Source organism: Candidatus Binatia bacterium, assembly GCA_036563615.1.
Lineage (GTDB): Bacteria > Desulfobacterota > Binatia > UBA12015 > UBA12015 > DATCMB01.
In genome coordinates this window covers 369328-394006 of record DATCMB010000014.1, presented here as the reverse complement: position 1 = coordinate 394006, position 24679 = coordinate 369328, and the positions used below count along the sequence as shown (strand labels likewise).

Sequence of the window (24679 nt, the reverse complement as noted above, 5' to 3'; positions counted from 1 at the left end):
AAAGGGCTCCGCACGGCCGCTGCCGCGCGGAGCCCTTTCTCGTTTCAGTTGTTCGCCGCGCCCTCGAGGATCCAGCGGCGGATCGCGTCGAGCTGCTCCTGCGTGAGCGGCGGCGCGTTGAGCGGCATGCGCGAGCCGATGCCGGTGCCCTCGACCTTGTTGAACAGGTAGCTCAGGTCGGGATCGAACGGGTCGACGTAGAACTTCTGCCGATCCTGCGTCGACGTCACCAGGAACGTTCCGGCCCACGAGTGGCCCGTGCTCAGGTCGACGGGGCCCGCGCCGCCCTCGACGTGGCACGCGAGGTTGGTCGCGCACGTGGCGGTGAAGATCGGCTGCACGTTGCCGCTCAGCGTCGACGCGGTGCCCGGCGGGTAGAGGAACGAGCCCGGCAGCGTCACCTCGGAGATCTGCACGAACGAGCCCGGGTTGCACGGCGCCTCGGCGCACGGACCGGCGCCGAAGCAGCGGAAGCTGAACTGCGACTCGGCAGGGTTCGGGGACGGCGCCTCGCCGATCTGCTCGCACCAGATGAACTGCGGCTCCGCGCTGTCGTCGGTGAAAAAGACGTTGCCGGTGATGGTGCGGTCCTCGAGGTTCCAGGTGATCGCCCAGCGCTGGTTGGGCGGCACGTCCTTGTTGATCAGGTAGCGCCCCGAGTCGGGCGTGAGCTGGATCCCGGACGTGCGCTGCGCGTGCGCGGCGTCCGCGAGTCCGAAGGCGATGACCGTCGCGATGGCGGCCCGGCTTCCCCAGGCCAGCAGAAGGCTCTTGCCGTGTCGTGACATCCGTAGCTCCTCTTTTCCCCGTGCGTCCCGTGCGGTGACCGCAGCGGGATGCGCCGACGCGATGGGCCCTCCGGCCACGCGTCCCTGCGACTTCATGGATCGGCCCGTGCGGTGGGACCCCACCCGGCCGCGGGCCGATGGTGTCACAGGGCCTGCGGGCCGACAATGCATAGACGGGGTTCCGGGGGCCGCGTTACGTCCGTACGCACGTCGATTCCGCCCGCTCGCGCGGACCAGGTTGGTGCGGCGGGCGCTCGCGCCCGCCGTCGGCGTCGCTACTGCTCGATCCGCACCGTCAGCGTCACCTGACCGCGGAGCTCGATCTCGCCGGCGCTGATCGTGGTCTCGGGCGCCGCCTCGGCGTCGGCGACCGCGGCCTTCATCATCATCGGCACTGGACGCGGCGGGAAGATGCGCTGCTCCTCGATGCGCAGCACCGGTCCGACCCGCACGCCGGCTCCGGTCGCCGCGGCCTCGGCGCGGGCGCGCGCGTCGTCGACCGCGAGACGCAGCGCCTCGCGCTCGAGCGCGTCGCGCTCCTTGAGGTCGAAGCGCACGCCGCCGACGTTGGTCGCGCCGGCCGACACCGCGGCGTCGATGATCTTGCCGACGCTCGCGACGTCGTCGAGCCGCACCTCGATCGCGTCGCGCGACAGGTAGTCGCGCGCGATGCGGCGTCCCTGGTCCCAGTCGTACTCGAGCTGCAGGTCGTAGGCGACGGTCTTGATCTGGTCGTCCTTGACGCCCGCGGCGGCGAGCTTCTTGCGGACCGCGTCCATCGCGGCTGCGGTCTCGCGTTGCGCCTCGCTCGGGTTCTTGTCGCGCGACTCGACCGAGACGGTGACGAACGCGCGGTCCGGCGCCGCGCGCACGACGCCCTCGCCGTTGACCACGATCGAGGGCGGCTTCTGCTCCTCCTGTCCCTGCGCGCGCGCCGCGGGCGCCAACGCCAAGGGGACCAGAGCGAAAACCGAGAGGGTCGCGACCAGGTGCCTCATGGGGCCGTCCTATACGGGGGGTCGCGGCCTGTCGAATCGGGCAGTACAGTCGCCAGGGTGGCGCGGCGGAACCGGGTCGGGACCATCTCGCTGACGGTCGCGGTGGCTGGCGCCGTCGCCTCCCGAGCTGCGCTCGCGGTCGGACCCTACGCGGGCGCGCCCTGGCTCGAGGTGATCGCCGCGGGCTTCGAGGCGGCCGTGGTCGGCGGGCTCGCCGACTGGTTCGCCGTGACCGCGCTCTTCCGCCACCCGCTCGGCCTGCCGATCCCGCACACCGCGATCATCCCGCGCCGGCGCGAGAAGATCATCGAGAGCATCGTCTCGATGGTGCAGAACGAGTGGCTCTCGCCCGAGGTGATCGGCGCGCGGCTCGCGCGCATCGCGCCGAGCGCGCTGCTGCTCGAGTGGCTCGAGGACCCGTCGCACGTCGAGCGCCTCGGCGGTCCGATGCGCGATCTCTTGCGCGCGCTCGCGCGCACGCTCGGCGAGGAGGAGGTGCACGCGTTCCTCGAGCGCACGATCCGCAACCAGCTGCGCGACGTGCCCGCCGATCGCACGGCCGCGCGCTGGCTCGCGACCGCGGTCGACAGCGAGGACGCGGCCGCGGTCGTGCAGTCGCTCGCGCTGTCGCTCGCGAACCTCGCCGACCGGCCGAGCACCGCGGCCGAGCTGCAGTGGTGGATCGAGCGCTCGGCGGAGAAGCTGCGCGAGAGCGGCAAGCGGGTCGTGCCGTTCTTCCTGCGGCGTCCGGTCGTGCAGCGGAAGATCGTCGAGGCGGCGTGCTCCTACGCGTCCTCCGAGCTGCGGCTCGCGGCGCACGACCCCGAGCACCCGCTGCGTCGCGCGGCGCTCGCGACCGTGCGCCGCTACGCGCAACGCCTCGCCGACGGCGATCCCGAAGCGACCGCGCAGCTCGCGCGCGTGCGCGACGCGCTCTTCGAGAGCATGGAGCTGCGCCCGATCGTCGCCGATGCGCTCGCGCGCCTGCGCGAGCAGCTCGACCGCGAGCTCGCCGACCCGCGCGGCGCGCTGTCGACCTTCCTCGACCGTCAGATGCGCGACGGCATCATCCGCCTGCTGTCCGACCCGCAGCGCCGCGAGACCTTCGACCACTGGGTGCGCGCGACCGCGATCGACCTGCTCGAGCGTCACCACGACCAGATTGGCTTGACGGTGCGCGAGAACCTCGAGGCGCTCGAGACCGGCCAGCTCGTGCAGCAGATCGAGGACCGCGTCGGCTCGGACCTGCAGTTCATCCGCCTGAACGGCGCGCTCGTGGGCGGGCTGATCGGGCTCGTGCTGGCGGTGCTGAACCGCGTGCTCGGCTGAGCGCCGCCGCGTGCTCGGCGGAAGCGCTCCGTGTGACGGACGTGTCGGGGCGCCGCCGCAGCGGCAGCAACGGCGAGCGCCGCTTCACGGCACATCACCGCGCGGAAGCGCACGCGTCCCTCGACCCCGCGGCGCGCACGGCAACGCGTGCGGCGTCGGCTCGCGGAGAAAAGCGGTCACGTCGGCGGGCGACGAACGCTCACGCGCCGCCGCTGAACGGCGTTCAAGCCGATTGAACGCCTCGGCGACGGACACGCAGGAGAAAGGAGGTCCGCCATGAACATCCTGCTGTCGGCGACGGCCGTGGTCGCGCTGCTCGTCGCCGGATCTGCGCACGCGTCGGAGCTCTCGACGTTCGAGTCGAAGCTGCAAAAGTACGCAAAGCGCAACAATCGGATCAACTCGGTCTGCGTCTGCCAGGATGGCGGCGCGATGCACGGTCGGGCCGGGTACGTCGGCGACGAAACGGTCACGCCGCAGTCCGGGACGCGAGCCGTCAGCGTGAGCTGCGGGATCCCGAGCTTCGGCCCCACCGGGAACCTCACCGGGGTCCACCTCTGCCACCCGTTCGTGGTGCTTGCCCAGTGAGGAGCGACGCGATGAAGAAGCCCGCCATTCTCGCCGTGCTCGCCGTTTCGACCGGGTTGCTCGCCTCCGCGACCGCGGCAGGCGCCGCGACGGATCTGCAGAAGCTCAAGAAGAGAGTCGCCGCCTATGCGGCGCGTCGGACCGACGGCCTCGAGGGCTTCTGCACGTGCCCGAACGGAAGCTCGCCCTACGGCCGCGCCGGCCGCCTGCGCTACCAGCTTTCGACGACTTCGTCGGGCCAGCGCGGGATCACGGTCTGGTGCCAGACGGAGCTCTACGACGCGCAGGGCGATCGCCTGTCGACCGACGTCTGCTTGACGTTCCAGCCGATCGGCAAGTGATCCCGCCGCGCGGCTAGATCCGCGCTTCTTCGAGATCGTCGAGCGCAGCGCGTGGTACGCGCGGTCCGAGCGCGCCGCACCAGCGGTCGCCCGGGCCGCGCACCATGGCGCCGTCGTCGGCGATCCCGAGCTCGCTGCGCACCTCCGCGAGCGGGCGCTCGACCACGCTCCACGGATCCCAGTCCAGCGCGACGACGTCCTCCGTGCAGCACTCGCCGCGCTCGACCGCGGCGACGTAGGCGCGCGGGTCGAACTCGGCGCGCCACGTGGAGAGCGTCGGGTCCGCCTGCACGGCGATCTGCAGCTGGAGGAACAGCAGCGCGGTCGAGCCGCCGTAGCCCTGGCCGCCGGCGCCGCTGTAGAAGCCCGCGAGCGCGAGCTCGCCGCGCGGCGTGGTGTCGTAGCCGGTCAGCACGTGGTGCACGTCGTGCTTGAACAGCATGCGCGAGTGCATCGCGCCCGGCTCGCCGGGGATGCCGAGCTCGTTGTCGCGCCAGTAGTCGAGCAGCGCTCGGCCGACGGTTCCCTCGGGATGCGCCGCGAAGGCGTGCACGCGCGCGGCGAGCTCGGGGTCGGCGTCGCGGTGCACGAGCCCGCGCAGGTAGAGCGCCACCGAGCGCGCGAAGCTCGAGCGGCCGACGTCGGCGCGCGAGCCGCGGTAGGCGTCGAGCGCGAGCATCGTGTAGTGGCGGCGCGCGGTCCGCTCGGCGCTCTCGACGTCGTGCTCGCTCGCGCGGAAGCGCTCCGCGAGCCGGCGCACGACGCGTCCGCGGTCGTGCTGGTACTCGGCCTCGAGCAGCGGCAGCGCGACCGACAGATGAAGCAGGTTGGCCCGGACCTCGGGATCGAGCACGCGGCGCTCGATCTCGTTGGGCAGGGTCACCGGCAGATCGTCGAGGTCGACGCGGGCGCGCAGCACGTGCTGGCGCAGACCCTCGAGCGTCGTTTGGTGCACCGGGTCGAAGGGCAGCAGGCCTTCCGCCGTGGCGACCGCCTTCAGGGTCTGCAGGATGACGCTGGCCTCGGCCGGCGTGCGATCGAACAGCTTGCGCATCTCTCCTCCGTCCGCGGCCGCGCGTGGGCCGATGCCCTAACGTCGGCCGGGTACGGAGGAGACTTGATCCTCGACGCTCAGCGGCGCTCGACGATCACGCCGGGCGGCGGCTCGGCGAGCAGGAACGGCGCGAAGCTGCGGTCGCCCGCGAGGTAGACCTTGAGGAAGGGCAGAACCCAGCGCTTGACGCGCTCGTGCGCCTCGTCCTGCGTGAGCGTCGCCGGCGGATTGCAGTCGGGGCCGGGGAAGCAGCCGTCGGAGAAGGCGTAGTGCCCAGCATCCTCGATGCCGACCAGCAGCTTCGGAGCGCTCGAGCGCTCGTAGGCGGCGAGGATGCCGGGGTTGTTCACCACCGAATCGATCGCGCCGAACATGGTGAGCGACGGGACGTCGAGCGACGAGTTCGGCCCGGTCGCGGCCGCGAGCGGCATCGCGACCACGAAGCGCTCGTCGATCGCGGTCGCGAGATAGGTCGTGAGCCCGCCGAAGGAGTGGCCGCTCATGCCGAGGCGCCGCTCGTCGATCGCGCCGAAGAGCGGCGAGCTCGGGTCGCGGTTCGCCTCGAGCATCTGGTCGAGCGTGAACACGACGTCCTGCGGGCGCTCGACGGCCGCGGCGGCGAGCGCCGACTGCGCCTGGCAGTCCGGGAACTCGAAGATCGTGTTCCCCGGGTGCGGCGGCGCGACGACGATGAAGCCGTGCGAGGCGAGCCACGGCGTCAAGAACAGGCTCTGACGGGGATAGCCGCACGAGCCGTGCGAGAAGACGAGCAGCGGGTACGGTCCGCCGGAGAGCTCGAGCGGCGCGTCGCGCACCGCACGCTCCCCTTCGTCGATCGGTCCCGAGCCGTCCTGCGCCGGGTACCAGACGAGCACGTCGAGGACGCGCTCCTGCGACGGATCGACGGCGGACGGCTTGACCAGACGCAGCTCGCGGACGCCCGGGGTGTACGGCCCGTTCTCGCGGGTGTCGACGCAGGTGCCGGCGGTCCACTCGAGGACGTCGGCGCAGGTCTCGAGCTCGGTGCACGGACGCCGTCCGGTCGGGCTGCGCAGCGGGCTCACCGGACGGCGCAGCGACGTGTCGAGCGCGGGCGGCGGCGTGATCGGCAGCCGCGTGACCCCGCCGCCGGTCGTGCGGCAGCTCGCCGGCGACGTGATCCGGCACGAGATCCCGGCGCCGGTGCCGCGCGGCACGCTCGCGCAGGCGACGTCGTTCGTGCCGCACACCGAGCCGCGCACGACGTCGCGCGCGGTCGCGGCGCAGCCCTCGCTCAGCTCGCCGCGCTCGCGCGCGAGCTCGATCTGCGCTCTCGCGCAGGTCTCGTAGTCCGCGCGCGTCCGACCCGGCGTGCCGTCGTACGAATCACACGGACACTCCTCGTCGATCGCGGCGCGCACCGCGGCGAGCGCGCGCTCGTCGGCGAGCGCCGTTTCGCCTTCGCGGCACTGCGCGCGCGCGTCGGGCGCGCCCGGGCCGAGGGCCAGGGCGGCGAGCAGCAGAAGCGTGGTGAGCGAGATCCGGGTCGGCGTCATGCGCGGGATCATGATTGCGCCGAGGCTCGCGCACAAGACCGATAGCGCACGTCAGGGCGCGTACGCGTGGCGCGGGAACGCGTTGCCGATGCGCCGCAGGATCTCGAAGATCCAGAAGATCTGCGGGTAGACGATCGGCTTGCCGCTGGTCAGCAGCGCCCCTGCGACGTCGCGCTCGGGATCGGCCCAGGTGACGATGTTGGTGAAGCCGATGTGGCCGTAGGCGTGCGGCGTGTACGGTCCGTAGAGGCTGAACCACTCGCCGCCGAGCATGAAGCCGAGGCCGTAGCGGAACGGCAGGACGAGCGTGAAGTCGGGCTCGAGGTAGGAGTGCTCGGCGGTCGCGCGCCGCACGGTGCGGCGGTCGAAGATGCGCACGCCGTCGAGCTCGCCGCCGCGGCGCAGCAGCTCGTAGAAGCGCGACGCCTCGTTCGCCGTCGCGACGACGTTGCCGGACGGGAAGATGCTCGTCAGGAAGCGTCGGTCGTTGCTCATCTCGACCACCTGCTGCACGGGCAGGCCGAGCGCGCGCTGGAAGAGCGTCGAGACCGGCGGCAGCGGCGGCGGACCGGTGAAGGCGTTGACGGCGACCTGCGGCACGTCCTCGGGGGCGACGCCGTAGTTCATCCAGCGGAAGCCGAGCGGCGCGAGGATGCTCTCCGCGAGGTAGGTGCGGATGTCCTTGCCGGTCACCCGGCGCACGACCTCGCCGAGCAGGAAGCCCGTCGTCACCGCGTGGTAGGCGAGGCGAGTGCCCGGCCGCCACAGCGGACGCTGCTCGCAGAGCAGCTCGACGATGCGGTCGGGGTGCTCGAGCAGCGTCGGGTCCATCGAGTCGGCGGGCGGGTTCGGCACGCCCGCGCGGTGCGCGAGGATGTGCCGGAACGTGATGCTCTCCTTGCCGTGGCGCGCGAACTCCGGGATGTACTCCGCGATCGCGTCGTCGAGCCGGATCAGATTGCGCTGGTCCATGAGGTGCAGGACCATCGCGGTCACCGGCTTCGAGCCCGACAGCAGGCAGAAAGGCGTGTCGGGCGTCGCCAGCACCTTCGGCGCGTCGGGCGGGTCGTTCGGCGAGTTGCCGCGCGCGTGGCCGATCGCGCGGTCGAGCACGACGTGGCCGCGCCAGCGCACGCAGAGCGCGATCGCCGGGTGCGCGCCGCTCGCATAGAGGCTCTGCACCGCCTGCCAGATGCTCTCGACGGCGTCGCGGTCGAGCCCGAGGTCGCGCGGCGGGACCTCGGCGTCGGGTCGCACCGTGGTCACCTCGTCGAGCGACTCGGGCACGCGGCACAGCGGGTAGAGCGCGGACAGCATCGGAGCGGCTTCGCTCTAGCGGAGGCGCGGAGAGCGGGCCATACGCTTCGTGCGACGCGGCCGAGGCGCTGCTGCGCGCAGCCGCCGCGGCGCGTGGCGCACCGTCGGGACCAGCGCGACGCTCACGTCCGCTTCGTGGCCTTCCCGTCCTTCCCGTCCGCGCCGTCCGCCTCGTCGGGCTTGCTCGCGTCGTCCCGCTTCTGACGCAGCCAGACGCGCATCGCGCCGTCGTTGCCGTCGCGGTCGAGCTCGCGCTCGAAGCGCTCGACCAGGTCCGTCTTGTGCTGCTCGAGCCAGCCGGGGATGGCTTGACGCAGCACGCCGACGCCGCCCGGGCTGCCGCGGCCCTTGCCGTAGACGATCCGGATCACGGTCTCGCCGGCGGCGTGCGCCTCGGTGACGAAGCGCTCGGTCGCCTCGATCGCCTCGCGCGGACGGAGACCGTGCAGGTCGAGCGTCGGAACGAGCCCGAAGACGTCGCGCAGCACGGTGCGCAGCCGCGCGCGAAAGCCAGTCATCCTCGTCGTCAGCGCCCCCTTGCGACCGCCGGCTCCCGCGTGCCGCCGAGGAAGAGCACGAAGGCGAGCAGCGCGGCGCCCGCGGCACAAACGAACATCGTACGGTGGCCGAAGGCGTTCACCACCGGACCCAGCGCGAACGAGCCCGAGGTGATGCCGAGGTTGAAGGTGCCGTTGTAGAACGCCTGCACGCGACCCAGCTGACCTTCCGCGGCGAGGTCGACGCTGAACGCGTTCAGGGTCGGGTAGACGACGCCCTGCGCGAGCCCGAACGACACGCCGGCGACGAGGAAGGTGAGCGTCGAGTCGACGCGGGCGAGCCCGTAGATCGAGACCGCGAGCCACGCCATGCCGGGCAGGATCATGCGCCTGAGCCCGATGTCGTCGGCGAGCTTGCCGGCCCAGAGCCGCGTCATGATCGCCATCGACGTGTAGGCCAGGAAGAAGACCGACACCGGGCCGAGCCGCGCGTCGACCGCGAAGGTCGGCACGAAGGTCATCACGGCGCCGAACGCGACGCCGCAGCAGAGCGTCGCGGCCAGGCTCACGACGAGCGCGCGCGGCATCGGCGCGCTCGCGCCGCTCGGCGCCTTGGGCAGCTCGGGCTCGGGCAGCGTCCAGGCGAGCGCGAGCCCGATCACCGAGAAGGCCGCTGCGACCGCGAACAGCACGTGGAAGCTCGCGACACGGAGGATCTGCTCGCCGAGCGTCGGGGCGAGGGCGTGCGTCGTGAGCGTCGAGATGCCGAAGAAGCCGAGCGCGGTGGCGCGGCGCTCGGGCGGCGCGAACGCCGCCGCGAGCGTCGACGCCGCGTTGAAGCCCGCCGCGAACGCGAGACCCTGCAGCCCGCGCAGCACGAACAGCGGCCAGCCGAGCTCGCGCACGAAGGCGAACGCGAGCGACACGACCGCCATCAGCGCGAGCCCGCTGCGCAGGAACACGCGGCAGCCGACGCGGTCGATCAGCGTGCCGACCAGGAAGACGCCGACCAGCCCCGCGATTCCCGTCGTCCCCATGACGAAGCCGACGGTCCGGTCCGTGCCGCCGAGCGCGCGCACGTGCAGCGGCAGCAGGAAGAAGGACGCGAACGTCATGAAGAAGCAGAAGTTCGCGACCGTCAGGCGCAGGAAGCGGCCGGACAGGACGCGAGCGTGCACGGGTTGCGCTGGGGCCGACAGCATGCGGCATCATGTGTCGCCGTTGCGCCGACCCGACGCAAAACCCGGCTCAGAGCGTCTTCAGGAACGCGACCAGATCTTCCTTCTCCTGCTGCGTGAGCTGCGTGCCCAGGACGAGGTTGAAGAACTCGACCGTGTCCGCGAGCGTCAAGAGCCGATCGTCGTGCAGATACGGTGGCGACTCCTTGATGCCGCGCAGCGGGAAGGTCTTGATCGGGCCGTCCGCGGCGGCGACGCGGCCGTTGATCATCTGCGCCTTGTAGAAGCGCTCGACCTGCAGGTTGTGCATCAGGTTGTCGGTGTAATACGGCGGGACGTGGCAGGACGCGCACTGGCCCTTGCCGAAGAAGATCTCCTCGCCGCGTAGCTCCTGCTCGGTCGCGCGCTCGCGGATCAGGCGTCCGAAGACGTCGAGCTTCGGCGCCGGCGGGAAGTCGAGTAGCTCCTGGAACTCCGCCATCGCGTGCACCTGGCTGCCGCGCTCGAGCGGGTTGATGCCCTTCTTGGTCGCGATCACCGGGTCGCCGTCGAAGTAGGCGGCGCGCTGCTCGAACTCGGTGAAGTCCTCGATCGTCTTGAGCGCGCGCTGCGAGCCGAACAGGCGCTGGATGTTGACCCCGCGCAGCGACGGCGTGTCGATGCGGTGGCGGAAGGCCTGCGGGCGGATGTCGCCGACGAGGTGCGTCGACGCGTTGGTGTGGCCGTTCGCGTGGCAGTCGAAGCAGGCGACGCCGCGGTGCGGCTCGGCCGAGCGGCGGTCGTCGGTGAAGTTGAACTGCTGCTGCGGGAACGGCGTGACGAGCAGGCGCAGGCCGTCGAGCTGCTTCGGGTTCAGGATGCCGTTGAACAGCTCGTAGAAGTTCTCGTTGGTGACCAGCTGGCCCTGCGAGACGTCGCCGAGGTCCGGACGCGTCGTCAAGTAGATCGCCGGCGGGAACTCGGGCAGGAAGTGCTCCGGGATGTCGAAGTCGACGTCGAAGCGCGTCAGGTCACGGCCCTCCTGACGCTTGATCTCGTCGATGTGCATCTTCGGGAACACCATGCCGCCTTCCTCGTGCTTCGGGTGCGGCAGCGGCAGGAAGCCCTTCGGGAAGAGGTCGCGCTCGCGGATCTCGTCGGGGGTCATCTGCGCGAGCTGCTCCCAGGTGACGCCGGGCGGCAGCTTGACGCGCACGCCTTCCTGGATCGGCTTGCCGCGCGACATCTTGGTGTCGGTCGACGGCTTGTTCGACAGGTCGTAGCGGCTCTCGAGGAGCTCCTGCTGGCGGCGCATGAACTGCGGCTTCTCGTCGCTCAGCTGCTTCATCAGCGCCGGGAAATCGATCTTCTCCGCGACCGGCGCGAAGCTCGTGTCGCCGCGCTGCGCGATGCCCGCCTGCTTCAGCTCCTCACCGATGCGCTGCGCGGGCGTGAGATCCTGCGCTTGCTGTCCTTGCGCCTGGGCTTGCTGGCGCGCTGCGGGCTGCCGTTGCTGCTCGGTCTGGGCGCTCGCGGGAAACGGCGCGGCGAGCGAAGTCGTGAGTAGGGTCGCCGCGAGCGCGGCGAGCGAAGCACGAAGATCCATGTAACCCTCCCCGATCCGTCGACGATGGTCGTCGTCGGGCCTCACTTTGTCGTGCGCCCGATGCAGGAGCAATGGCTCGGCCGCATGGCTTTCGCTCGTGCAGGCGCGCGATCAAGCGGTCGCCGCGCGTGGCCGATACGCCGGCAGGAGCCGTCTCGTACGGGCGGCTGGAGGCGCGCCCATGTCCCAATTCCTCGAGGTCATCGAATGGCTCGACGAGACCGGCACCGAGATCGTGCACCGGGTGCCCGAGTCCGGCTCGGGTGAGACCAAGCTCGGTGCGCAGCTCATCGTGCGCGACAGCCAGGCGGCGATCTTCTTCAAGAGCGGCCGCGGGCTCGACGTCTTCGGACCGGGACGGCACACGCTGTCGACGCTCAACCTGCCGATCCTGACCAAGGTCCTGGCGCTGCCCTGGGGCTTCACGAGCCCGTTCCGCGCCGAGGTCTACTTCGTCAACCTCAAGGTCTTCACCAACCTGCGCTGGGGGACGAAGGATCCGGTCGCGTTCAAGGACCGCGAGCTGGGGCTCGTGCGGCTGCGCGCGTTCGGCGCCTTCACCATGCGCGTCGTCGAGCCGCTGCTGTTCGTGAACAGCCTGGTCGGCACGCAGGGCGTGTTCTCGACCGCCGACATCGAGGACTACCTGCGCGAGGTGATCGTCTCGCGCCTGAACGACTACCTCGGCGAGAACGTCGAGAGCGTGCTCGACCTGCCGCAGCGCTACGACGAGATGGGTCAGGCCGTGCGGGCGCGCCTCGAGAGCGACTTCGCGAAGTACGGCATCGCACTCGTCGACTTCCTGATCGGACGCATCACGCCGCCCGAGGAGGTCCAGCGCAGGATCGACGACCGCGCCGGCATGGCGGCGATCGGCGACCTCGACGCCTACTTGAAGTTCCGCGCCGCGAACGCGCTCGGCGGCACGGGCCATGGTGGCGGCGGTGGGGCGAACGGAAGCGGCGCCGGGCACGACGCTGGCGCGGCGAACGCGATGGAGATCGGCCTTGGCGCCGGTCTCGGCATGCTGCTGCCCGGCATGGTGCTGCGCTCGCTGCGCGGCGAGCCGATCACGTCGTCCGCGATGCTCGAGCGCGAGGGCTTGCACTGTCCCGAGTGCCACGCCGCGGTGTCGCCGGACTGCCGCTTCTGTCCGCACTGCGGGCACCAGCTGGTGGTCGCGCGCAAGTGTCCGCGCTGCGACAAGAACGTCACCGCGCAGGCGAACTTCTGCCCGGCGTGCGGCGTCGATCTGAGCCGCAAGCTGACCTGCACCGCCTGCGCGACGCGGCTCCCGCACGGAACGCGCTTCTGCTTCCACTGCGGCGAGAAGGTGGTCGAGCCCGCTCCGCCGCAGGCGCGCTAGATGATGCGCGCCGCCGCGACGTGGGGCGCAGCCGCGCAGGCGTCGCACGTCGTCGCGACGAGCTGTCCGCGCTGCGGCGCGCCGCTCGACTTCGCCGAGGCGAGCAACGCGGTGCGCTGCGCGCACTGCGGGGTCGTGCTGCTCGTCACCGGGCGGCGGCAGGTGCTGAGCTACACGGTCGCGCCGCGCATCGGCCGGCGCGAGGCGCGCGAGCTCGTGGGTGGCGTGCGTCCCGTGCGTGCGCCCGCGACGTCGCACGCGGAGCCGCGTCTGCTGCTCGTGCCGTACTACCGGCTCACGGCCGAGGAGCTCTCGTGGCAGCGCCAGCGGATCGTCACGCGCCGTCGTTCGCCGCTCGAGCGGCTCGATCACCTCGGCGAGAGCCTGCTCGACCTCGCGTCCTCAGCTGGCGTGGCCAGCGAGAAGCGCGAGACGATCGAGCTCGTCGGCCGCCGCATCGAGCGCAGCTTCCTCGCCTGCGAGGCGGGCGGCGTCGCGAGCTGGTCGCTGGGCGTGCGCACCGGTGTGCTGCGCCTCGAGCTCTTCCGGCGAGACGCGCTCGACCCGACCACCACCGTGCTGCCGCCGACGCTCGCGCGCGACGCCGCGCTCGCCCGCGCGCTGACGCCGCTGCGCGACGTCGACCTCGTGCACCGCGACGTCCTGCGCGCGACGCTGTCGCTGATCTACTTCCCGCTGTGGGTCGTCGAGACCTCGGCGCGCGGCATGCGAGGCGTGACCGCGCGTGTGGCTGTGCTCGACGCCGTGTCGGGCGCGATCGTCGCGCGCGACCTGGATCCCGCGGCGCTGGCCTCCGCGGCGTCGGCGAGCGCGCCGCCCGATCGCGTGCTCGGCTTCCGGCCGCTCACCTGCCCGAACTGCGGCTGGGATCTGCCGCTGCGTCCGGAGGACGTCGTCTTCCACTGCGCGTCGTGCGAGCGGACGTGGGAGCTCCTCGGCGAGGAGCTCGAGCAGATCGCGAGCACGGTGGTGACGCCGCCGACGGCGACGACGCGAGGCGAGGGGCGAGGTGCGCGCGCTGTCGCCGCGCATGCGGGCGCGCACCGTCTGCCGGTGTGGGAGGTCAGCGCCGCGACGCGCGTCGTCGGGCGTAGCGTTTCGCGGCAGGGCGCGTTCGTCGACCGTGGCAGTCGCGCGGAGCTGCCGCAGCGTCTCTACGCACCCGCGTTTCGCTGGCGCGCGCTGAAGGCGCTCTGCGACCTCGGCGCGCGTCTCTCGCGTCGCGCGCCGGAGATCGAGGACGAGCTCAGCAAGGCGCCGCCGCTCGTCGGCTGCTCGCTCGACCGCAGCGACGCCGTGACGCTCGCGCGGTTGATCGCGCTGCGACTCGTCACGCCGCACGAGGTGCCGTCGATGCGCCGTGACGACCTGCCGACGGTCGAGCTCGGCGCGCCGCGCCTGCGGCTCCTGTGGCTGCCGTTCGCGGGCGACGCGTACTCGGTGCGCGAGCCCTTCACCGGCAGCGCGCTCGCGCGCCGGTCGGTGGAGGAGCTGGTGGCGCGAAATTGATGTCCTGACGTCTGTTTGTGCTGGTCCGACGGGGATCTTACCGCGTGCCGCATCTTTTTCTTGAAGACGTCCGTCGTCTGCTCTAGGCAGGGAGCGTCCTGCCTCTCGAGCGAAAGGTATCCTCATGATCCGGCGCGCCTTCCGCATCCTCTGGTGCTTCCTCGCTCTCGGGCTGGCGCTCGCCTGCGCGGCGAGCGTCGACGCGCTCGCCGAGGCCGCGGCGTCCGATGGCGATCCGCCGATCGCCGAGATCGTCGTCCGGTTTCGCGACGAGTGGCGGCGCGAAGCCCCCGACGAGCGGCGTCTCCAGCTCGTTCGCGACGCATCCGGCCTCGCCGTGGTCGCCGCGCGCACGAACCGCGACGGATCGGAGGTCTTTCGACTCCCCGAGCCGCTCTCGACCGGAGCGCTTCAGACACCGCTGAACGCGATCCGCATGCAGGACGAGGTTCTCTACGCGGACCCGGTCGTCCCGCCGTCGACGCTCGCTCGCGCGCAAAGCGCGAGTGCGCCGAGCGAGGAGCGGATCGAGGAGATCGTCGTCAAGCTCAAGGATGAGCAGTCGCAGCTCGACGCCGCGAACGATCGCCCGCTAGCGGACGCCACGGTGCGTGCGCTGTCGCAGATCGCCGGCGTCGAGCTGCGCTACGCGCGACCGATGTCGGGCGGCGCGCACGTCCTGCAGCTCGCAAGCGCTCTGAGCCTTTCCGAGGCGCAAGCGATCGCGTCCCGCCTGCACGAGGACTCCGCCGTGGAGTACGCCGACGTCGTGACGCGCGCGGTGCCGCTGCGGGTTCCGAACGATCCGTTCTACGGACTGCAATGGCACTACTTCGAGCCCGTCGGCGGCGTGAACCTGCCGGCCGCGTGGGACGTGACGACGGGGTCTCCGAACGTCGTCGTGGCCGTCGTCGATACCGGGATCCTGCCGGATCACCCCGATCTCGCCGGGCGCATCGTGCCCGGCTACGACTTCATCAAGGATCCACAGCGGGCCAACGACGGGGACGGCAGGGACCCCGACCCGCGCGACCCCGGAGACTGGTCGTCCCCGGGCCAGTGCGGTTCCTCCGATCCTGGCGAATGGAGCTCGTGGCACGGCACCCACGTGGCGGGCACGATTGGCGCCGCGTCGAACAACACGCTCGGAGTCGCCGGGGTCAACTGGACGTCGAAGATCCTTCCGGTTCGCGTTCTCGGCCGCTGCGGCGGGACCCTGGTCGACGTCGCCGACGGCATCCGCTGGGCAGCGGGGCTTGCGGTCGCCGGAGCGCCGACCAATCAGAACCCGGCACGCGTGATCAACCTGAGCCTGGGCAGCGAGCGGCCATGCGGCGCGCTGTACCAGTCGGCGATCGACGACGCCGTGGCTGCCGGTGCAATCGTCGTCGTCGCGGCCGGTAATGCCGCGACCAACGTCGCGAACCACGCGCCAGCCAACTGCAATGGCGTCATCACCGTCGTCGCGACGAACCGCGAAGGAGGCCGTGCGTACTACAGCAACTTCGGCCAGCTGGCCGAGGTCTCGGCGCCCGGCGGGGATCTGAGACCTCGGTACGACGGTCCGTACGGCGTCTTGCCCTACGACGCCGTCTTGTCGACGTCGAACGAGGGCTTGGGCGCGGCGGCCGCCCACGATTACAACTACAAACAAGGCACCAGCATGGCGGCGCCGCACGTCTCGGGCATCGTCTCGCTGATGCTGTCGGTGAACCCCTCGCTGACTCCGTCCCAGGCGCTCGCCCTTCTGCAGAGCACGGCGCGACCCTTTCCCTTCGGCAGCACCTGCAGCACCTCGCTGTGCGGCGCCGGCATCGCGAACGCCGCAGCCGCCGTCGCCGCCGCAAAGCCGGTCTCGCCGTCGCTCGGCGTGCTGGAGAACCCACCCCCGGGCGGCGCCGTCAGCGGCATCGGCCTCTTCTCCGGCTGGCACTGCGACGCGAAGGACGTTCGGTTGGTGGTCGACGGTACGCACGTGATCGAGGCGGCGTACGGGACCTCGCGCAACGACACGCGCACCGCATGCGGCGACACCGACAACGGCTTCGGCGCGCTCTTCAACATGGCCATCCTGGGTGACGGGATGCACGAGGTCGTGGCGTACGCGGACGGCCTCGAGTTCGGCCGCGCGCGCTTCCGCGTGACGACCTTGGGCGAGCCGTTCGTCCGCAACGCTTCGGCCACGTACACGCTGCAGCACTTCCCCGCCTTGGGCGCGAGGACGCGCGTGCGCTGGCAGGAAGCCAACCAGAACTTCGTCATCATCCCTGCGGTGCAAGACGCGCAACCGGAGGGAGCTTCGATCGTCGCGTCAGTCGCGAAAAAGACCGACATCTCGACGGAGCCATCGGCCACGGGCGCTGGCGTCCTCGAGATCCCGCACCACGGATCCTTCCAGAGCGGAATCGGCGTGATGTCCGGCTGGCACTGCGACGCCTCCGAGATCACCATCGTGGTCGACGGCACGACCACGATTCGTCCCAGCTACGGCACGTCCCGAAGCGACACGCGCGGAATCTGCGGCGACACCGACAACGGCTTCGGCGTGCTGTTCAACTACGCCAACCTCGGCGCAGGAACCCACGAGGCGGTGGTGTACGCCGACGGCGTCGAGTTCGGCCGCTCGACCTTCACCGTCACGACCTTCGGCAGCCCCTTCGTGACCGGCCTTGCCGGGAGCTACCTGCTCCCCGACTTCCCGGCTCCCGGCACCGACGTCGTCATCACCTGGCAGCAGAGCGCGCAGAACTTCGTGATCACCGAGCGCCGCACGCGCCCCGGCGACACCTCCTCCGCCGCGTTCCTGGAGCAGCCAATCGACCTCTTCGAGTAGCGGCGCCAACGCCCACCGGCACGGACGCATCCGCGCGCGAGCCCGCGCCGTGCGCACCCGCAGGGACGCAAGCCGTCCGCGAGCTGCACGTCGCTCGCGTTCAGCAACGGACGCGCGCCGTGCTCAGGCGAAAGCGCGGCGCGCGTAGTGACGAATGCGCCTACTCGACGTCCTGAAACCGCGCGTCGCGCTTCTCCAGGTTCGCCTGCACCGCCTCGATCTGATTCGGCGACCCAATGAGCGCGCGCTGCAGCGTCGCCTCGAGCCGCAGACCGTCCGCCGGCGGCCCGAACCAGCTCTCCTGGAACAGCCGCTTCGCAGCGCGGATCGCGTCCGGGCTCTTCGTCGCGATCTCGCGCGCCATGTCGAGCGCGCTCTCGCGCGGCGTCGCGGACGTGCGCGTCGCGAGCCCGAGCTCGACCGCCTCGCTGCCGCTCACGATGCGACCGGTGAAGGTCAGCTCCTTCGCGACGTCGAGGCGCACGAGATGCCGCAGCGTCTGGCTGCCGGTCATGTCGGGGATGAGCCCCCACTTGATCTCCATCACCGACAGGCGCGCGTCCGGCGCGACCACGCGGATGTCGGCGCCGAGCGCGATCTGCAGACCGCCGCCGAACGCGACGCCGTGCACCGCGGCGATCACCGGCACCGGCAGCTCGGCCCACACGTACGCCGCGGACTGGGCGAAGTTCGCGGGCGAGCCGTCGTGGTGCTCGAGCAGGTTCGGACCGGGGCGCGAGCCGCCCGCCATGCTCATGAAGCTCATGAAGTCGAGTCCGGCGCAGAAGCCGCGACCCTCGCCCGACAGGACGACCGCGCGCACCTTGCGATTGCGCGCGAGGGATCGCCCGGTCTCGACGAGCGCCTCGAACATCGCCTGGTCGAGTGCGTTCAGTTTCTCCGGACGGTTCATGCGCACATCGGCCACGCCGCCGTCGATCGCCACGGTCACCCTGTCGGACATCGCTTTCTCCTGGTTGCCATCGGCGCAGAACCCGCGCCGGTGCCGGACTCTGCCATGCGAGGGGCGCTCGTTCCATCCTCGCCCCCGGCGCGCTAAGCACGCGCAGGACCGCATCGCACGGAGGACGCGATGCACGACCACGACGAGGTGTGCCGCGTGAGCGACGTCGAGAACGAGCAGGGGTGTGCCGTCGACTGGAGCTGGCTCGAGGGCTGGACGGTGGAGTCCGCGACCTCGGACCTGCAGCACCTGCGCATCCGCTTCACCAACGGCGAGACGCTGCTCGTGCAGGCGGCGCTCTGGCAGGGCAAGCCGTTCCTCGCCTTCAAGCCGCACACGGCGCCGCGTCGCAGCGGCGACGAGGCGGGCACCGGCGGCAAGACGGACGGCGGCGACTGACGGAGCCGCGCACGCCCGTCGCACGGACGAGCGTCGGCGAGCCCCCGACCTCGCGAGCGCGACCGCTCGCCGAGCCGGACGCGGGGCTCGCGCGGGAGCGCCGCGCTAGTTCTCGCTGGGACGCACGACCCGCAGGCGTCCGGGGCGCCGCCTGGGCGGCGTGATGCGCAGCTCGACGTCGTGGTTGAGCTGCATCAGGTGGCGCAGCAAGCGAAAGATCGAGACCTCTCCGAGCCGGCCGTTGATCAGGTTCGAGATGCGCGCCTGACCCACGCCGAGCGCCTTCGCGGCGTCGACGCGCGACAGCCGTCTCGTCTGGATCACGCGGACGATTTCCGCGGCAAGCGCGGCCTTGATCGCTTCGGTCTCGCGCGCGTGCGCTCGCGGTGTCGCCCCGCGACACTGAGCCGTTCCGGCTCCTGTCGGTCCGCGGCACGGCGGCGCTTATGAACGATCGTCTCGCGGCGGTCAACGGCTGGCCGGGGAGGGGATCGGTTGGCACCGGCGCCGCGCCATGCCCGCCGTCCGCTCGCAATCCGACCTCGGGACGCGGCCGCCCGAGCTCAGTTCAGCTCGTCGAGCGTCATCGAGAAGCTCGGCGCGAAGTGCTCGAGGAAGTACGCCACCTCGGGCTGCGGGAGCGCGCGCACGTCGCGCGCGAGCGCCTGCGCGGCCTTGGCGAAGTCCTCGTTGCCGGCGCGGATCTCCTCGAGGCACTTGAGGTAGGCGCAGAGCTTGTCGGCCGCGTGCACGAGCTCCCACTCGGTTCGCTCCGCGTCGGTCGGGAAGAGCAGCGCCGCGTACGCCTCGCGCAGCGCCTCCGGCAGCATCCCCCAGAGCCGCTGCCGCGCAACCTCCTCGATTTCGGCGTGCGCCTGGCGGATCTTCGGGTTGAAGTGCTTGATCGGCGACACGATGTCGCCCGTGATGACCTCGCCTGCGTCGTGGAACAGCGCGAGCGTCGCGACCCGCTCGGGGCTCACGGCGCCGCCGAAGTGCGTGTTGCGGACGACGGCGAGGGCGTGCGCCACCAGCGCCACCTGGAGGCTGTGCTCCTGCAGGTTCTCGACGTAGGTGTTGCGCATCAGCCCCCAGCGCTTCACGAAGCGCATCTTCGACAGGTAGGCGAAGAAGTGGCTCATGCCGGCTCTCTTACCACGGCCGCGGCATGGGCCCCGCGGGCGGCGGCGCCTCGGGCCGGTGGGGGCCGGGCGGCCGACCGCTCGGGCGAGCGCCGCGGCAGGCGCCGTGTCGGGACGCGCTCAAGGTTTGCCCGCGACCTGCCGATGTCACCGCATATGGGTCTCTCCGGGCGCGCCGCCCGGTCGCTCGCGCTGGCGTGCGGGTCGTTGCTCGTCGCCGTCGTGGGCGGCGCCGGCGAGGTCGCTGCGGCGACCGCGGGCGCCGAGGCTCGCGCGAGCTCGGTCGCGATCGCCGTCACGGCGCTGCTCGCGCTGTCCTGCGTCGCGCTGATCGTGCTGCTCGCGCTGCTCGTCCGTCAGCGCCGCCGGCTGCGGATCGTCGCGCGCGAGCGCGACCACGTCGTGGCGCTCGGCGCGTTTCACGCTTCGCTCCTCGAGCAGGTCAACAACGCCATCGTCGCGAGCGACCTCGAGCACGTCATCACCTACTGGAACCCGTGCGCCGAGGCGCTCTACCAGTGGCGCGCCGACGAGGTGCTCGGGCGCAAGAGCCACGAGGTCGGCTTCCTGCAGATCGACGACACGCTCGGCCGCACGATCACGCAACGCCTGAAGGAGGCCGGAAGCTGGGCGGGCGAGATGACGACGCTGCGGCGCGACGGCAGCCCGCTGCCCGTGTACTGCACGATCGCGCTGCTGCGCGACGCGAGCGGACGCGCGGTCGGGCACGTCGCCGTGCTGAACGACGTCAGCGAGAAGCACGCGGCCGAGGAGAGCCTGCGCCGCAGCGAGCGTCGCTACCGCGAGCTGGTCGAGACCTCGCACGATCTCATCTGGTCGGTCGACGCGGACGGTCGGCTGTCGTTCGTCAATCGCCACGCGGCGCACCGCATGCTCGGCGTCGCGCCCGAGCAGATCGAGGGCCGCCACTTCACGGAGCTGATCCCGCCCGCGCTCGTGCAGGGCGACGTCGACGCCTTCCAGCGCGCGCGCGCCGGCGAGCCGCGCTTCCACTTCGAGATCGCGTACCGGCGCGCCGACGGACGTCCGCTCCACCTCGACGTGAGCGGCGTCACGGTCTGCGACGACCAAGGACGGCTCGTACACTCGACCGGCACCGTCGCCGACGTCGCCGAGCGCAAGCTCAAGGAAGAGGAGAGACTCCGCTACACGAAGCAGCTCCAGGAGCTCGCGCGCGCGGCGGTGCTCGTGACCTCGGAGCTGTCGAGCGACGCCGTGCTGCGCATCGTCGCCGAGCACGCGCGGGCGATCATCGGCGCGCGGCGCGCGTTCGCCGGTGCCGAGATCGGACGCTCCGAGACGCCGCTCTTCGCGGCCGCGCCGGCGTCGGAAGAGAAGACGCGCGCCGGCATGCGCGAGTTCGTCGTCCGCGGCGCGCCGTTCGCGCAGCCGTCCGCGCGCGCCGGCTGTCTCGTGAGCGCGCTCACGCGCCGCGACGGCAGCGCGATGGGCAGCGTCGTCGTCGAGGACAAGATCGACGGCGAGTTCAGCGCGAGCGACCAGTCGATCCTCGCGCAGCTCGCGAGCCTCGCCTCGGTCGCGATCGTCAATGCGGAGCTGTTCGACGAGATCCAGCGCGCCTCGGCGCGGCTCGAGGAGCGGGTCGCCGAGCGCACGGCCGAGCTGCGCGAGGCGAACGCGAGCCTCGAGGCGTTCACCTACACCGTGTCGCACGACCTGCGTGCGCCGCTGAACGCCATGCGCGGCTTCGCGGACGTCCTGGTCGAGGACTTCGCGCAGCAGCTCGACCCGGCGGGCCAGCGCCACCTCGAGATGATCGTCAAGGCGGCTGATCGCATGGAGAAGCTGATCGCCGACCTGCTCGAGTTCTGCCGCATCGGCGGCAACGACCTGCCGCGCGAGCCGCTCGAGCTGAACGCGGTGGTGCGCGCCGCTGTGCTGCAGGTCGAGACCGTGCTGCGCCGCCAGCGCGCGCGCGTCACGGTCACCGGGCCGTCGCTGGTCGTGATGGGACACCAGGGCAGCCTCGTCCAGGCGATCGCGAACCTGCTGCTCAACGCCGTCAAGTTCGTCGCGCCGGACACGATCCCGCGCGTCCGCGTCGAGCTCGAGGCGGGAAGCGGCGTCGCGCGGGTCTGGGTGCGCGACAACGGCATCGGCATCGCCGAGGAGGACCGCGAGCGCATCTTCGACCCGTTCGAGCGCCTGCACGCGCGCGACGTCTACCCCGGCAGCGGGCTCGGGCTCGCGATCGTGCGCCGCGCGCTCGCGCGCATGGACGGGCGCGTCGGCGTCGAGTCGACGCTCGGCAAGGGCAGCTCGTTCTGGATCGAGCTGCCGCTCGCGGACGGGGCGCGCGTGGGCGGGGCCGAGCGCTCAGCGGCGCCGAAGCGCGGACCCGAGCGCGCCGACGCGACGGACGAGGGCGGCTCGGCGCACGAGGTCGTAGCGGCGGTGCGCGCCTGGGCCGGCCGCTGAGCGCGCGCGCCGTCGCGCACTCGTGCGCTTCGCGCGCTACTCGCCGAACAGCTCGCGCAGGTGGCCGTTCAGGAAGACGCCGTACGGGTCGAGGCGTCGGCGCAGCGCGCGGAAGTCGTCCCAGCGCGGGTAGAGCGTCGCGAGCTGCGCCGCCGTGAGGTTGTGCAGCTTGCCCCAGTGCGGGCGTCCGCCGTGCTCGCGGAAGATCGGCTCGACGTCGGCGAAGAACTCGTCGCACGGCAGCGACGCGTCCTGGTGCAGCGAGATCGCGACGCTGTCGCGCTGGTAGGCCGGGCTCAGCCAGCCGTCGTCGGCCGCGACCGTGCGGTACTCGACCGGCCACACCACGTCGGGATGGCGCTCGCGCATCCGCGCCCGCACCGCGCGGAAGCACGCCAGACCCGCCTCGGCCGGGACGGAGTACTCCATCTCGTTGAAGCGCAGCTCGCGGACGCTCGGAAAGATCTTGTAGCTCCAGTCGATCCGCTCGCCCTTGCGTCCCTCGAGCGGATCGGCCGGGGCGTCGGTCGGGTCGAGCGCCTTCATCTCGGCGTAGTCCTTGTGCGGGTACCAGAAGAACTCGAAGTGCCGGTGCGCGCGGACGTGCTCGTCGAGGTGGTCGAGGCACTCCTCGACGCCGACCTTCCAGATGCGCTCGTGCAGCCGGTAGGCGGGAACGAGCTGCAGCCGCGCCGCGGTGACCACGCCGAGCGCGCCGAGCGAGACGCGCGCCGCCGCGAGCAGGTCGGGATCGCGCGTGCCGTCGATCACGAGCAGCTCGCCCGTGCCTGTCAGCAGACGCAGCCCGACGAGGCGCGACGAGAGGTTGCCGAGCGTCGCGCCGGTGCCGTGCGTTCCCGTCGCGAGCGCGCCGGCGAGCGCCTGCACGTCGACGTCGCCCTGGTTCGCGAGCGCGAGCCCCGCCTCGCGCAGCGGCTCGCCGAGCGACGACAGCCTGGAGCCGGCGCGAATCGTCGCCTGCTGCGTCGCGCCGTCGATCGACTCGATGCCCTGCCACGCGTCGAGCGACAGCAGCACGTCGTCGGTCGCGACGAGCGGCGTGAACGAGTGTCCGCTGCCCGCGACGCGCACGCCGCGCTGCGCTTCCGCCGCGCTCACGACCGCGGTGGCGATCTCCGCTTCGTCCGTCGGACGCAGCCACCTCGCAGGCGTGCAGCGCACGCGCCCCGACCAATTCGTCCACAGCTCCGACACGACTCGTCGTTCTCTCTCGCGAGCGACGGTTTGGCAAACTTTCCGCGTACGGCGCTCGTGCGTCGCGCGCGGTTTTTGTGATAAAGCGGCGGCGCTCGTCCGGGGCTGCGTCAAGCGCAGGTCGCGGCACGCGGAGGGAAGGACGCGATCGGGAATGCGCAGCGGACCCGGGACGGCGATCTCACGGGCGCGTGACGCGAAAGGGAAGGGGGTGAGCTGCAGGGCCTAGCGAACGGAACGATCCACTCTCCTTGAGTCGCGAAAGCTTCACGGAAGAAACCGAATTCTTGTCGCACGCCTTTCGAGGAAGCGTGCGCACCGAAACCTCGTCGCCGCGTGCGGCGTCGCAATGGAGTGCGAAAGGAGAGCTCCACGATGCTCAGGAACGCTCGCCCCATTCCGTTCCTCGTTCTCTTCCCGTTCCTCTTCCTGTCGTCGTTCCTCGCAGTACCTGCCGCGGAGGCGGTTCAGACCGGTGGCTCGATCTCGCTGTACCCCAGCAGCTGGGGACGGCTGGTGAAGGGCGACGTCATCGACGTCGACATCGTGGTCAACAACACCAGCACGGACACCCCGGCGCTCGACTTCCCGAACGACGGCGTCGACCCGGTTCCCGCGAAGCTCACCGGCTCGATCACCGTCTTCCTGGCGTGCCTCGACCACGACTGCACGAGCCAGGCTTCGGGCAAGCTGCGGTTCGTTCCCGGCAACAAGAACGGCTGCACCGCGAAGCACGCGAACACCGCGTCGTGCGTGCCGGCCGGCGACGACGCCGTGATCGTCAACCTGAAGCCGGCCGGGATCACGATCCCCGGCGGCGGCAGCGTCGACGTCGCGACGATCCAGCTCGAGGTGCTCGAGGTCAACGTCCTCGAGCTCGGGCTCAAGGCGATGACCGGTCCGGCGGCGCTCGAGGCCTGCTCGTCGAGCCTCGGCACGATCTGCGCGCAGTGCGACGCGATGGGCTGCACGACGCTCGCCTTCAAGTCGATCGAGAGCCCGCCCGTCGTGCCGTGCGCGCCGGCGCGGATCATCCTGCGCGGCAACGCCGCGACCCCGGACTTCTTCGAGTTCCACGCCTTCGCCGAGGCCGGGGTGATCGATCCGACGACGGAGCCGTTCACCATCTCGCTCGGCAACGCCGCCGTCGACCCGATCTTCGCCTTCACGATCCCGCCAGGTCAGTTCAAGCGGCAGGGTCAGACGTTCACCTACCGGAACAACGCCGCACGCCAGACCGGCGGCGTCGCCTTCGTGAAGATCTCGCCGCGCGCCGGCGTCAACGGCGTGTACAAGGTGGACATCCAGGTGTTCGACGCCGGGATCGAGAGCGCGGCCACGCGGCCGCAGATGACGGTGCGCTTCTCGATCGGCAACGACTCCTTCGTGTCGACCGACGTCTGGAGCCAGAAGCCGAACGGCTGGTTGCTGCGCGCCCCGACGCTCGCACCGTAGCGTCGGGAGCGGGGTGGGGGACCCGGCGAGGCATGCGGGAGGGGCATGCCTCGCCGGGGGAACGTCCGGGGCGGGGGAAACGGCCGGGGAGTGCCGGCGCCCGGA

The 24679-nt window shown here is 71.4% G+C and carries 21 protein-coding genes; 9 read left to right on the top strand and 12 right to left on the bottom strand.

The features are described 5' to 3' along the window. Positions 1-44: 44 nt before the first annotated feature. Positions 45-788, bottom strand: coding sequence for a cytochrome c (locus tag VIS07_12180; GenBank protein ID HEY8516264.1), 744 nt, complete (start codon positions 786-788; stop codon positions 45-47). A gap of 275 nt (positions 789-1063) precedes the next feature. Continuing rightward, positions 1064-1786, bottom strand: a complete 723-nt coding sequence (locus VIS07_12175) for an SIMPL domain-containing protein (GenBank protein ID HEY8516263.1) — start codon at positions 1784-1786, stop codon at positions 1064-1066. Positions 1787-1843: 57 nt separating this feature from the next. On the opposite strand from VIS07_12175, the gene VIS07_12170 reads away from it, so the two are divergent. The 3 genes from VIS07_12170 to VIS07_12160 all read left to right on the top strand — a co-directional run bounded on the left by VIS07_12170 (position 1844) and on the right by VIS07_12160 (position 4044). Next, complete coding sequence (locus VIS07_12170) at positions 1844-3115, top strand: DUF445 domain-containing protein (protein ID HEY8516262.1); 1272 nt, start codon at positions 1844-1846, stop codon at positions 3113-3115. A gap of 276 nt (positions 3116-3391) precedes the next feature. Beyond that, positions 3392-3703: a hypothetical protein gene (locus tag VIS07_12165; protein ID HEY8516261.1), complete on the top strand. Its 312-nt coding sequence runs from the start codon at positions 3392-3394 to the stop codon at positions 3701-3703. Between the two features lie 11 nt (positions 3704-3714). Then, a complete protein-coding gene (locus VIS07_12160) occupies positions 3715-4044 on the top strand; it encodes a hypothetical protein (GenBank protein HEY8516260.1) in 330 nt (109 codons plus the stop codon). A gap of 13 nt (positions 4045-4057) precedes the next feature. Here VIS07_12160 and VIS07_12155 read toward each other — a convergent pair whose 3' ends face one another. The 6 genes from VIS07_12155 to VIS07_12130 all read right to left on the bottom strand — a co-directional run bounded on the left by VIS07_12155 (position 4058) and on the right by VIS07_12130 (position 11210). Beyond that, positions 4058-5098, bottom strand: coding sequence for a hypothetical protein (locus tag VIS07_12155; GenBank protein ID HEY8516259.1), 1041 nt, complete (start codon positions 5096-5098; stop codon positions 4058-4060). Positions 5099-5175: 77 nt separating this feature from the next. Continuing rightward, a complete protein-coding gene (locus VIS07_12150; GenBank protein ID HEY8516258.1) occupies positions 5176-6633 on the bottom strand; it encodes a hypothetical protein in 1458 nt (485 codons plus the stop codon). A 51-nt stretch (positions 6634-6684) separates the two neighbouring features. Further along, on the bottom strand, positions 6685-7950 hold the full coding sequence (locus VIS07_12145; GenBank protein ID HEY8516257.1) for a serine hydrolase domain-containing protein: 1266 nt from the start codon (positions 7948-7950) through the stop codon (positions 6685-6687). A 122-nt stretch (positions 7951-8072) separates the two neighbouring features. After that, positions 8073-8468 carry a Smr/MutS family protein gene (locus tag VIS07_12140; protein ID HEY8516256.1) on the bottom strand — a complete coding sequence of 132 codons (396 nt, stop codon included), beginning with the start codon at positions 8466-8468 and terminating at the stop codon, positions 8073-8075. Between the two features lie 8 nt (positions 8469-8476). Continuing rightward, positions 8477-9625: an MFS transporter gene (locus VIS07_12135; GenBank protein HEY8516255.1), complete on the bottom strand. Its 1149-nt coding sequence runs from the start codon at positions 9623-9625 to the stop codon at positions 8477-8479. A 70-nt stretch (positions 9626-9695) separates the two neighbouring features. Beyond that, the gene (locus VIS07_12130) at positions 9696-11210 is read right to left on the bottom strand and encodes a cytochrome B6 (GenBank protein HEY8516254.1); all 1515 of its coding nucleotides are present in this window, start codon (positions 11208-11210) and stop codon (positions 9696-9698) included. 181 nt (positions 11211-11391) lie between these two features. On the opposite strand from VIS07_12130, the gene VIS07_12125 reads away from it, so the two are divergent. From VIS07_12125 to VIS07_12115, 3 genes are all read left to right on the top strand, one after another. Next, positions 11392-12576 carry an SPFH domain-containing protein gene (locus VIS07_12125; protein ID HEY8516253.1) on the top strand — a complete coding sequence of 395 codons (1185 nt, stop codon included), beginning with the start codon at positions 11392-11394 and terminating at the stop codon, positions 12574-12576. Next, positions 12577-14106, top strand: a complete 1530-nt coding sequence (locus VIS07_12120; GenBank protein ID HEY8516252.1) for a zinc ribbon domain-containing protein — start codon at positions 12577-12579, stop codon at positions 14104-14106. It abuts the gene before it with no gap. Positions 14107-14443: 337 nt separating this feature from the next. Next, entirely contained in the window at positions 14444-16939 is a 2496-nt protein-coding gene (locus tag VIS07_12115) for a S8 family peptidase (GenBank protein ID HEY8516251.1), read from the top strand. Positions 16940-17099: 160 nt separating this feature from the next. On the opposite strand, the gene VIS07_12110 is transcribed toward VIS07_12115, so the two are convergent. Beyond that, positions 17100-17903, bottom strand: coding sequence for a crotonase/enoyl-CoA hydratase family protein (locus VIS07_12110; protein HEY8516250.1), 804 nt, complete (start codon positions 17901-17903; stop codon positions 17100-17102). Between the two features lie 129 nt (positions 17904-18032). Here VIS07_12110 and VIS07_12105 point away from each other — a divergent pair, with 129 nt between their 5' ends. After that, positions 18033-18302 carry a hypothetical protein gene (locus VIS07_12105; protein ID HEY8516249.1) on the top strand — a complete coding sequence of 90 codons (270 nt, stop codon included), beginning with the start codon at positions 18033-18035 and terminating at the stop codon, positions 18300-18302. 105 nt (positions 18303-18407) lie between these two features. Here VIS07_12105 and VIS07_12100 read toward each other — a convergent pair whose 3' ends face one another. Together VIS07_12100 and yfbR are read right to left on the bottom strand one after the other, a co-directional pair. Continuing rightward, entirely contained in the window at positions 18408-18659 is a 252-nt protein-coding gene (locus VIS07_12100) for an XRE family transcriptional regulator (protein ID HEY8516248.1), read from the bottom strand. Between the two features lie 206 nt (positions 18660-18865). Further along, positions 18866-19444 carry a 5'-deoxynucleotidase gene (gene yfbR, locus VIS07_12095; GenBank protein HEY8516247.1) on the bottom strand — a complete coding sequence of 193 codons (579 nt, stop codon included), beginning with the start codon at positions 19442-19444 and terminating at the stop codon, positions 18866-18868. A 207-nt stretch (positions 19445-19651) separates the two neighbouring features. Here yfbR and VIS07_12090 point away from each other — a divergent pair, with 207 nt between their 5' ends. After that, positions 19652-21904, top strand: a complete 2253-nt coding sequence (locus VIS07_12090) for a PAS domain-containing sensor histidine kinase (GenBank protein HEY8516246.1) — start codon at positions 19652-19654, stop codon at positions 21902-21904. A 36-nt stretch (positions 21905-21940) separates the two neighbouring features. Here VIS07_12090 and VIS07_12085 read toward each other — a convergent pair whose 3' ends face one another. After that, positions 21941-23119, bottom strand: coding sequence for a D-arabinono-1,4-lactone oxidase (locus tag VIS07_12085; protein HEY8516245.1), 1179 nt, complete (start codon positions 23117-23119; stop codon positions 21941-21943). 375 nt (positions 23120-23494) lie between these two features. Between VIS07_12085 and VIS07_12080 the strand changes: the two genes are divergently transcribed. Continuing rightward, positions 23495-24574: a hypothetical protein gene (locus tag VIS07_12080; protein HEY8516244.1), complete on the top strand. Its 1080-nt coding sequence runs from the start codon at positions 23495-23497 to the stop codon at positions 24572-24574. Positions 24575-24679 lie beyond the last annotated feature (105 nt).